At 63.8% G+C, this 9,086-nt stretch carries 12 protein-coding genes; 6 read left to right on the top strand and 6 right to left on the bottom strand.

What is annotated here, in order from left to right; translation table 11 throughout:
• Positions 1-230, top strand: a 230-nt coding sequence (locus tag ACK41X_RS21315) for a hypothetical protein (RefSeq protein WP_409727595.1), incomplete at its 5' end; no start/stop codon positions are given.
• Positions 231-319: 89 nt separating this feature from the next.
• Here the strand turns inward: ACK41X_RS21315 and ACK41X_RS21310 are convergent.
• Genes ACK41X_RS21310 through ACK41X_RS21300 form a run of 3 tightly spaced genes read right to left on the bottom strand, consistent with a single transcriptional unit; the run spans position 320 to position 2,457 of the window.
• Positions 320-1,297, bottom strand: coding sequence for an NAD(P)-dependent alcohol dehydrogenase (locus ACK41X_RS21310; RefSeq protein ID WP_409727592.1), 978 nt, complete (start codon positions 1,295-1,297; stop codon positions 320-322).
• 37 nt (positions 1,298-1,334) lie between these two features.
• Positions 1,335-1,784, bottom strand: a complete 450-nt coding sequence (locus ACK41X_RS21305) for an SRPBCC family protein (RefSeq protein WP_409727589.1) — start codon at positions 1,782-1,784, stop codon at positions 1,335-1,337.
• A 25-nt stretch (positions 1,785-1,809) separates the two neighbouring features.
• Positions 1,810-2,457, bottom strand: a complete 648-nt coding sequence (locus tag ACK41X_RS21300) for a polysaccharide deacetylase family protein (RefSeq protein WP_409727586.1) — start codon at positions 2,455-2,457, stop codon at positions 1,810-1,812.
• Positions 2,458-2,571: 114 nt separating this feature from the next.
• Here ACK41X_RS21300 and ACK41X_RS21295 point away from each other — a divergent pair, with 114 nt between their 5' ends.
• The 3 genes from ACK41X_RS21295 (at position 2,572) to pcaC (ending at position 5,254) form a co-directional block, all read left to right on the top strand.
• Complete coding sequence (locus ACK41X_RS21295) at positions 2,572-3,936, top strand: 3-carboxy-cis,cis-muconate cycloisomerase (RefSeq protein ID WP_409727583.1); 1,365 nt, start codon at positions 2,572-2,574, stop codon at positions 3,934-3,936.
• A gap of 134 nt (positions 3,937-4,070) precedes the next feature.
• Positions 4,071-4,856, top strand: a complete 786-nt coding sequence (gene pcaD, locus ACK41X_RS21290; protein WP_409727580.1) for a 3-oxoadipate enol-lactonase — start codon at positions 4,071-4,073, stop codon at positions 4,854-4,856.
• 11 nt (positions 4,857-4,867) lie between these two features.
• A complete protein-coding gene (pcaC, locus tag ACK41X_RS21285) occupies positions 4,868-5,254 on the top strand; it encodes a 4-carboxymuconolactone decarboxylase (protein WP_409727578.1) in 387 nt (128 codons plus the stop codon).
• 26 nt (positions 5,255-5,280) lie between these two features.
• On the opposite strand, the gene ACK41X_RS21280 is transcribed toward pcaC, so the two are convergent.
• The 3 genes from ACK41X_RS21280 to ACK41X_RS21270 form a co-directional block, all read right to left on the bottom strand.
• Positions 5,281-5,943, bottom strand: coding sequence for a hypothetical protein (locus tag ACK41X_RS21280; protein WP_409727575.1), 663 nt, complete (start codon positions 5,941-5,943; stop codon positions 5,281-5,283).
• A gap of 127 nt (positions 5,944-6,070) precedes the next feature.
• Entirely contained in the window at positions 6,071-6,952 is an 882-nt protein-coding gene (locus ACK41X_RS21275; protein WP_409727572.1) for a helix-turn-helix domain-containing protein, read from the bottom strand.
• A gap of 186 nt (positions 6,953-7,138) precedes the next feature.
• Entirely contained in the window at positions 7,139-7,297 is a 159-nt protein-coding gene (locus ACK41X_RS21270; RefSeq protein WP_409727569.1) for a hypothetical protein, read from the bottom strand.
• 443 nt (positions 7,298-7,740) lie between these two features.
• Here ACK41X_RS21270 and ACK41X_RS21265 point away from each other — a divergent pair, with 443 nt between their 5' ends.
• Together ACK41X_RS21265 and ACK41X_RS21260 are read left to right on the top strand one after the other, a co-directional pair.
• Entirely contained in the window at positions 7,741-8,658 is a 918-nt protein-coding gene (locus ACK41X_RS21265; protein ID WP_409727566.1) for an ABC transporter permease subunit, read from the top strand.
• Between the two features lie 11 nt (positions 8,659-8,669).
• Positions 8,670-9,086, top strand: a 417-nt coding sequence (locus tag ACK41X_RS21260) for a DUF3382 domain-containing protein (protein WP_409727563.1), incomplete at its 3' end; no start/stop codon positions are given.

Here is a 9,086-nt window from a genome sequence, read left to right as displayed (position 1 = left end):
CGGTATGCGAACTCGTTATTCAGGATCAGACTGGCAAAGTGGCGACCCATGACCTCTGGGGGCTCGTCAATTTTGGCGAGGAGCCCGTTATGCTGGGCTGGCCGCAGCTGCAGCTTCGCCTGAATCCTGGGGAAGGCATTCGGACAGTGTCCGGCGCCGCTCCGGTTGTTGTCAGGCCAATGGAAGATGAACTGAATGTGCTGTTCGCCATCCGAACGGGATCACCGTAGCGCAGATCGGTGCGGATCACTCGTCGAGACGACATCCCGCTTCCGCCGACGCGGATTTTGCTGCCCGGCATGAGAAAACATGGATCTCGTCAGATCGTGACAACCACGCTGCCGCGCTTCCTGCGAGACGCGACCCGCGCATGCGCTTCGGCGATATGCTCGAACGCAAAGACCTGATCGATCACCGGCCGGTAAATGCCGGCCCCGGCCAGCTTGCTGAGCGTCGTCAGATGTTCCAGCGTCTCCTTCGCGGGCCCGGCAAAGACCCGCTTGCCGTCGCGCTTGCGCCCGATCGCAGAAATTATCTCCGGCAATCCCGCCGCCAGCAGCAAAAGGCGGCCGCCCGGCTGGAGCAATGGCTCGTGGGTCTTGAACGACGCTTCGCCGACGGTGTCGAAGATCACGTCGTAGCATTCGCCGCCGCGGCGATAATCCTCGGCAGTATAGTCGATCACGCGATCGGCTCCGAGTGCGCGGACAAGCTCGACATTGGCCGCGCTGCATACGCCCGTCACCCGCGCCCCGAAATGCTTCGCAAGCTGCAATGCGGCGCTGCCGAGCGCACCGGATGCCCCTACAATCAGCGCACTCTCACCTGCCTTGAGCTTTGCGCGGTCGCGCAGGAAATCCAGCGCGGTGGCGCCGCCAAAGCACATCGCTGCGGCCTCTTCGAAACACAGAGCATTGGGCTTGGGCACGATGCGGTCGGTCTCCCGCATCGGGCGGTATTCGGCATGGCAGCCATTGGGAAACGACGGATAGCCGATGACCGCATCGCCAGGCTTGAATTTCGTCACCGCCGCACCGACGGCCTCGACCGTGCCGGCAAGCTCGGTCCCGAGGATCGGGTTGCGAGGCCTGCTGAAGCCGAACACCGCGCGCACCATCAGTCCCATGCCCTTTGGCACGGTCAGGCTGCGCACCCGCCAGTCGCCCGACGACACCGTGCTCGCACGGATGCGGATCAGGACTTCATCCGCTTTGGGGGCCGGCTTTTCGACAATCGCGATCCGGACGTTTTCGGGCGGACCGTAGTCCCGGCAAACCGCTGCTCTCATCATGGCCATGACGATGCCCCCCGATCGTCACGCCGGATGACCGCCCTCAGCCGGCCTTAACGGCTTCCGCAAAGCGCGCGAAGAAATCGTCCGCCATCTTTTTGGCCGCGCCATTGATCAGGCGCTGACCCAGTTGCGCGAGTTTGCCGCCGATCTGCGCCTCGACATCGTATTTCAGCATCGTACCGCCCTCGTGATCGGAGAGCGAAACGGTCGCGCCGCCCTTGGCGAAGCCGGCGATGCCGCCGTCACCCTGCCCGGAAATCTTGTAGCCGTTCGGCGGGTCGATATCGGTGAGCTGCACCTTGCCTTTGAACTTGGCCTTGACCGGTCCGATCTTGTTGACCGCGACGGCTTCGAATTCGTTCTCGCCGACGACGTTGAGTTCCTCGCAGCCCGGAATGCAGGCTTTCAGCACCTCCGGATCGTTGAGCTTCGTCCATACGACCTCGCGGCTCGCTTCAAGCGGAATCTCTCCGGTCATCGTCATCGCCATCGGCGGTCACTCCATTCGAAAAAAATCAGGCAGCGGCTACATAATCCTCGACCGGACGCACCACCCTGCCATCGACAATCGGCATGCAATCCGCCGGGAAGTCCTGATGGATGCGACCGCCTGCTTCCGCCACCTTATCAAGAAAGCGCGGCAGATGCGCCATCGCGCCCGTGGGCAGATCGTGCAGCACCATCAGCGTCCAGGGCTGGGACCGGCAATGCGACAACGCGGTCTCGACCCAGCCTTCCGGGTCGGCCCAGTCGCGCGGGATCGAATTCCACAACACGCATGTGTAGCCGCCGCGCTTCAGGTATTCGAGCACGGGGCCGGACATCAGCCGGCGGTCGAGATTGCCGCCGCCGCCGAACGGACGGAAATACCGGTGCGGATGGATCAGCCCGGCCATCGCCTCCTGGGTGCGGCCGATCTCGCGCTCGGCGACATCGGCGCCGCTCTGTTCGCCAAGCGGCACCGAATGCGTCCAGGAATGGTTGCCGATCCAGTGACCCTCGGCATGTGCGCGCTCTGCGAGCGCGCGGCATTCCGGGCGCGCAAGCTTCTGACCAATCACGAAGAACGTGGTCCTGATGTTCCGCCGTGACAATTCGTCCATCACGAGCGGGGTCACCGCCGGCTCCGGGCCGTTGTCGAAGGAGAGGGTCAGATCGAACATGACGGCGGTATCGCCGATTTCGATATGCCGGCGCAAGCCCGCAGCGCGACACATCAATGGCTTGGCGGACCTGCGCACACCGCATAGTGTGCGGGCCGATCCGGGGGCCCGCCAATGTCCACGCCGCTGCTGCCGTCCATGCTGATGAGCCCGCTCTATTCAAGCGCCGCAATGCGCCAGATCCTGTCGGATCCGGCGCGGCTCGACCGCATGCTGCGCGCCGAGGCCGCGCTTGCTTCGGCCGAAGCCTCCCTCGGCGTGATCCCGAAAGCCGCAGCCAAGCCGATCGCCGATGCCTGCCATGCCAAATTCTACGACATCGGCGCGCTGGGCCTTGCCGCGGTGTCCGCCGGCAATCTGGCGATCCCGCTGGTGAAGGCGCTGACCGCCGAAGTTGCGAAGAAAGATCCTGAAGCGGCCCGCTATGTGCACTGGGGCGCCACCAGTCAGGACATCATCGACACCGCGCTGGTGCTGGAATTGCGTGCCGTCATCGACGACCTGCTGACAGAGATCGATCGCGCCATCCCCGCCTTCACCACGCTTGCCGAAAAGCATCGTCACACGCCGACCGTGGGCCGCACCTGGCTGCAGCAGGCGCTGCCGATGCCGTTCGGCCTGAAAGTCGCCGGCTACGCTGCGGCGCTGACACGCGCCCGCGCCCGGCTCAGGCGGGTGCGCAACAACGACCTCGTCCTGCAATTCGGCGGCGCCACCGGCACGCTGGCCGCGCTCGGCGACCGTGGCCTCGATGTCGCGGTGGCCTTCGCCAAGGAACTGGACCTGCCGCTGCCGGACGGCCCCTGGCACACCCACAGGGACCGGCTCGGCGAGGCCGCGAGCGCGCTCGCACTGCTTGCCGGCACCTGCGGCAAGATCGCCCGCGATGTCGCCCTGCTCATGCAGACCGAGGTCGGCGAGGCGTTCGAGCCTGCGGGCGAAGGCCGCGGCGCGTCCTCCACCATGCCGCACAAGCGCAATCCCGTCGCGGCGGCGGCCGGGCTCGCCTGCGCCGCGATTGCCCCGCAGCTTTGCGCAACCATCCTGGCGGCGCAGGTCCAGGAGCATGAACGTGCCGCGGGTGCCTGGGCCGCCGAATGGCCGACCCTGCCGGCCCTGTCGCTCGTCACCTCGGGCGCACTCAATGCGGTCGTGGACATTGCCGAGGGACTCGATGTCGATGTGGAGCGCATGCGCGACAATCTGGACGTTACCGGCGGGCAGATTATGGCGGAAGCCGTCGCCTTCAGGCTCGCCGAAACGATCGGCAAGTCGGAGGCGCACAAGCTGGTCGAAGAGGCGAGCAAGCGCGCGCATGCCGAAAAAATATCACTCAAGGATGCGCTCGCCGCCGATTCCAAGGTGACCGATGTCGTCCCCGCGCCCGAACTGTCGAAGCTGTTCGATCCGATGAGCTATCAGGGCGTGGCGCAGCAATTCATCGACCGCCTGATCGCGACAGCAAAGGCGGGCCGGTGATGCATCGCCCTGACCTCCGTTCCTCCCCGCGACGGCGGGGACCCAGCGCCAAAGAGTCTGGATTCCCGCCTTCGCAGGAATGAGCGGAGTTTGCGGTTACGCCTTTCAAACAAAGTCTCGGAGGAAGACCAGAAATGCCCGTCATTGACTCTCACGGATGCGCCATCGATGTGGAGGTCGCCGGCCCGGACCACGCGCCGGTGCTGATGCTGTCGTCCTCGCTCGGAACCACCAAGCACATGTGGGATCCGCAGATGGCGGCCTTCACCAAGGAATACCGGGTGGTGCGCTACGACCGCCGCGGTCACGGCAAGTCAGATGTGCCAAAAGGCCCGTACAATATGGAAATGCTGGCGCGCGACGCGATCGCCGTCATGGACGGGCTCAAGCTCGGCAAGGTCAACTGGCTGGGCCTCTCGATGGGCGGGATGGAAGGCATGTGGCTTGGCGCCAATGCGGGCGACCGTTTCGACAAGCTGATCCTGTCCAATACCTCGTCCTATTATGCCGACAAGACCATGTGGCATAACCGTATTGATGCGATCAGTAAGGCTGGCTCGGTCGCGGCGATCGCCGACATGGTGATCAACGCATGGCTGACCAAGGACTTCCAGACCGCGCATCCCGACGTCACCGCCCGCATGAAGCAGATGATGATCGCAACGCCGGTCGAGGGCTATCTCGGCTGCGCTGCCGCGGTGCGCGACATGGACCACCGCGAGATCCTGAAGGACATCAAGGTGCCGACGCTCATCATCGCGGGAAGCAAAGACCCGGCGACCAATGTCGCGGCGGCGGAATTCATCCGCGACCGTATCCCCGGATCGAAGCTCGCCATCGTGGAGGCGGCGCATATCGCCAATGTCGAACTGCCGGACGTTTACGCGCGCACGGTCCTTGATTTCCTCCGCTCGAATTGAGACCGATAGCGATGGACGAACAGGACCGCTACGACACTGGCATGGCGCGCCGCCGAAAGGTGCTGGGCAATGCATGGGTCGACAAGGCCAATGCCGGCAAGACGCCGTTCAATGCCGAATTCCAGGACTTCATCACGCGCTACGCCTGGGGCGAAATCTGGACGAGGCCGCATTACGATGAGCGCACCCGCCGGGTGCTGGTGATCGGGACCATGCTCGCGCTCGACAAATGGGCGGAGTTTCGCATGCATGTGCGCGCCGCTCTGGTCGAGGGCGGCTTCACGCCCGACGACATCAAGGAAATCATCATGCAGCAGGCGATCTATTGCGGCGTCCCTGCCGCCAACCATGCCTTCAAGGAAGCCGCGGATGTGCTTGCCGAGATCGGCAAAGCCTGATTGGCAGATGGGCACGCGAAGTACGATCAGTGCGGCGTGAACCAGGGGCCCGCGGGCCGCACCAGCGGCGCGGCCGCAACCTTCATGCCGGCTTCGCCGCGCAGCGTCGCCCATCGTCGGGCCGGAGCGGCATTGCGGAGCGCCGGGGTAACGACAAGCCTGGCTGCCACCCGATGACGGCGCCGATCCAGCCGGCGAGCGAGCCTGTCGACAATGCCCGGATAGTATGCATCCGCATCGGGCAGCCTTTCGACCATCGACAGCGTTGCAGCGAGACCCACGAGCCAAAGCGGCAGGCGCTGCTGCACCAGAAATTCCGTCGCACCCTGGAGGATCGCGGGGGTCGCCGCGACCATCGTCGAGATCACGACAAGGATCAGGCCGGCGTCGAGCAGCTCGTGGGAGACGCGCCCCCCGCCAAAGGCCGCAATCCGGCTGCCGATATGCAGCATCAAAACGATGGCGGTGGCGAGGTACAATGCACCGAAAAGCGCCGCGATCGAAAACAGCCCATGCGCCTTGATGCCAAACAGCCTGCCGATGCCATGGACGAGATTGGCAAAGACCATTTGATCGAGGCCATAGACCGGCGAGGTCCAGATCCGGATTGCCTCGGCGCCGAACACGATTGCAAGGTCAAACGCGACGATTGCAATCAGCGCCGGAATTGCTCTCGGAAGCCAGCGCATCCGCACCTCCCGCCTCATTCGCCTTTGGCCTGTTATTCGAGGCGGAGAGTCTGACGTTTACATTCGGCGCTTCAATGGAAAGGTTCTGTTTACCCTAACAAGACAGGTAACATTGTCGGATGCCATATTACCGCAATTGCTGGGCGCGGAAGTCCTGCGGACTCATCGCGGTCTGCTTGCGAAAGAAGCGCGCGAAATGCGACGGGTCGGCAAAGCCGAGTTCGTAGGCGATTTCGTGGATCGGCCGGCCGGTAAAGACGAGTTCGCGCTTGGCTTCGGTCAGGACGCGCTGGCGTATCAGGTGCCCTGCGGTGACGCCCGTCGCACGCTTGACGTGATCGTTCAGGCGGTCCGCAGTCATCGCCAGCGCGGAGGCGTAAAAACCGATCTGCCGCTCCTTACGGAAATTGTCTTCGACCAGGCGCTGCAGCGCATCGACGGTGGAATCGGCAGGCGCGAGCGTCACCGCACCGGTTCGGGCCCGGCTCGCCGATTGCCGCCCGACCTCGATCGCGATCAGCGCCAAGAGAGCGCGCATCGCGAGCCGATAGCCATCGCGGGCAATCAGCATTTCCTGATGCAGGTCTGCGCATAGCGAGGAGAGGCGATCATGCGCCGTCTTGAGCGAGATGATGGGTTCTGCCGCAAGCGCCTTGAGCTTCCCGATCGCCTCACCCGATCGTTCGCCCAGCACCGAGGCGACATCCTCGCTGAAGCTCATCACATACCCGTCGGTGATGCTCGCATGGAATCGGAAGCCATGCGCCACGTTTGGCGCCACGATGATTGCGCATGGCGCACTGAACGGCTTAATCGATGCCTCGAAAATCATCTCGCCGCCGCCGCGCTCGACGAGCAGAACCTGGAACAGATTGCGGTGCCGGTGCGCGCGGATCAGCCAGTCATGCAAAGAGGACCGCGCGGCGATGGTTTCGACATGCATGAAGTCGAACGCCTGGTCGTCAGGCGGATCGCCGTAGAGATGAAACAGAGGGAGCCCGGCGCTCATGCGGCAAGACTAGACGCCTTCCAATCCGCGGCCAACACTTTGTCGGCGGTTCCTTTGTCGGTAGTGCCGCGGCCGCGCCGGTGCCGATGCCGATGCCGCGCATGCGGAACGCGGCCATGAGCAAAAAAGAAAGCCCCACCGTGAGGCAGGGCTTTCGCGGTCAAACGTTTATGCCGCGCTGCAGCACTAGCGATTCTGCTGTTGGCCGGGCTTGTGCTGGCCGCCCTGCTGGCCGCCCTGACCGGGCTGCTGGGACTGCTGACCGGGCTTGTGTTGCCCGCCCTGCTGTCCCCCCTGGTTGGGGTTGTTCTGCTGCTGTTGATTCTGGTTCCGTTCGATCGCCATGTTGAAGGCTCCTGTTTGGCCCGCCCTGTCATTAAACGCGGGCGTCGATGCGGACGTTCCGGCGCTCGCGACACGAAGGTTTGACAAGGTCTCCGCCCCAAATCTGTGGTTTTGCCGCAATCGCGAGGCAGCCGCTCCGGAGCAGGCGCCGTGGTCGGCTCGCCAAGCTCTCGAGGCTAAACTCACGTGACCCAGTCTCGCGGTGCAACGTTTGCTGGCAAAGCCTTTGGCAAAGGGTTTTTGCCAAAGGGTTCTGGCCGCAATTTTCTGGCCCAAGACTTGCTCCTTCCCCGCTCGACCATTCAAGTGGCGCCCGTGCGCGGCGGCCGCGTTGCCGCCTCGCACCCTCGCTGCTAAGACTTCAAGAGTCCTTCGGACGCGCCGCGTGGATGCGTCCGATCGGCGGGCCGGGTGCGACATTCTGGGGGGAAGGGCGCGTCGACATGGAAGTCTTCGTTCAGCAGCTTATCAACGGTATCACGCTGGGATCCATTTATGGCCTGATCGCCATCGGCTATACGATGGTGTTTGGTATCATCGGGATGGTGAATTTCGCCCATGGCGACGTGTTCATGGTGTCGACCTTCGTCGCCTTGATCACGGTGCTGGTGATGTCGACCATCCTCGGCATCTCCTCGATTTTCCTGACGCTGTTCGTCGTCCTGATTGTCGGCATGGTCATTACGTCGATGCTCAGCTGGGCGATCGAGCGCGTCGCCTACCGGCCCTTGCGCGGCTCATTCCGCCTGGCGCCGCTGATCTCGGCGATCGGCATGTCGATCTTCCTGATGAATTTCGTGCAGGTCGCGCAGGGCCCCCGCAACAAGTCGGTCCCGCCGATGGTGACGGATGTGATCGTGCTGATGGACCGCGGCAATTACACGGTCACGCTGTCGTACAGGCAATTGATCATCTGGACCGTCACCGCCCTCCTGCTCGCGGCGTTCTGGTACCTCGTGGCCAAGACGCCGCTTGGCCGCGCACAGCGCGCCACCGAGCAGGATCCGAAAATGGCGGCCCTGCTCGGCGTCAATGTCGACCGCACCATCTCCATCACCTTCGTGATCGGCGCAGCCCTCGCAGCGGTCGCCGGGACAATGTATCTCATGTATTACGGCGTGGTGAGCTTCGCCGACGGCTTCGTTCCGGGCATCAAGGCGTTCACCGCGGCCGTTCTCGGTGGCATCGGCTCGCTGCCGGGCGCGGTGATCGGCGGGCTCCTGATCGGCCTGATTGAAACCTTCTGGTCGGCCTATTTCTCGATCGACTACAAGGACGTCGCTGCCTTCTCCATCCTCGCCATCGTCCTGATTTTCATGCCGCAGGGCCTGCTCGGCCGGCCCGAGGTCGAGAAGGTCTAGAAGGGTCGGACATGGCTGAGCCCGCGCACGCGCGTGTCGACGTCCCGCGCGCCTTCCGCGATGCGGCCATTGCCGGCCTCGTCGCATTCGGCATCCTGCTGCCGCTGATCGGCCTGCAGACCACCGTCAATATCCGCAACGAGCTGATTCTCAATCCGCGTCCCATGCTCCTTGCGGCCATGGTCGCCTTCGTCGTCGCGATCAGCCTCATGCAATCGCTTGTGGTGCAACCGCTGCTCGCAGCGCGCGCTGCGGCGCGCACCGATGCGGCGAGCCTGCGTGCCGCAGAACGCCGCGCAAAATTCGCGAAGATCGCCATCCCGTTTGCGCTGGGCTTTGCCTTTGTGTTTCCGGTTTTCGTGATCGCGGTCGGCGGCTGGCAGGGCTCGGTCAAGTGGATCGACAATTTCGGCATTCAGATTCTGATC

The sequence above is a fragment of the Pseudorhodoplanes sp. genome (assembly GCF_046289595.1).
In the GTDB taxonomy this organism is placed as follows: domain Bacteria; phylum Pseudomonadota; class Alphaproteobacteria; order Rhizobiales; family Xanthobacteraceae; genus Pseudorhodoplanes.
The sequence above is the reverse complement of the archived record's forward strand: the minus strand, read 5'-3'. Positions and strand labels throughout refer to the sequence as shown.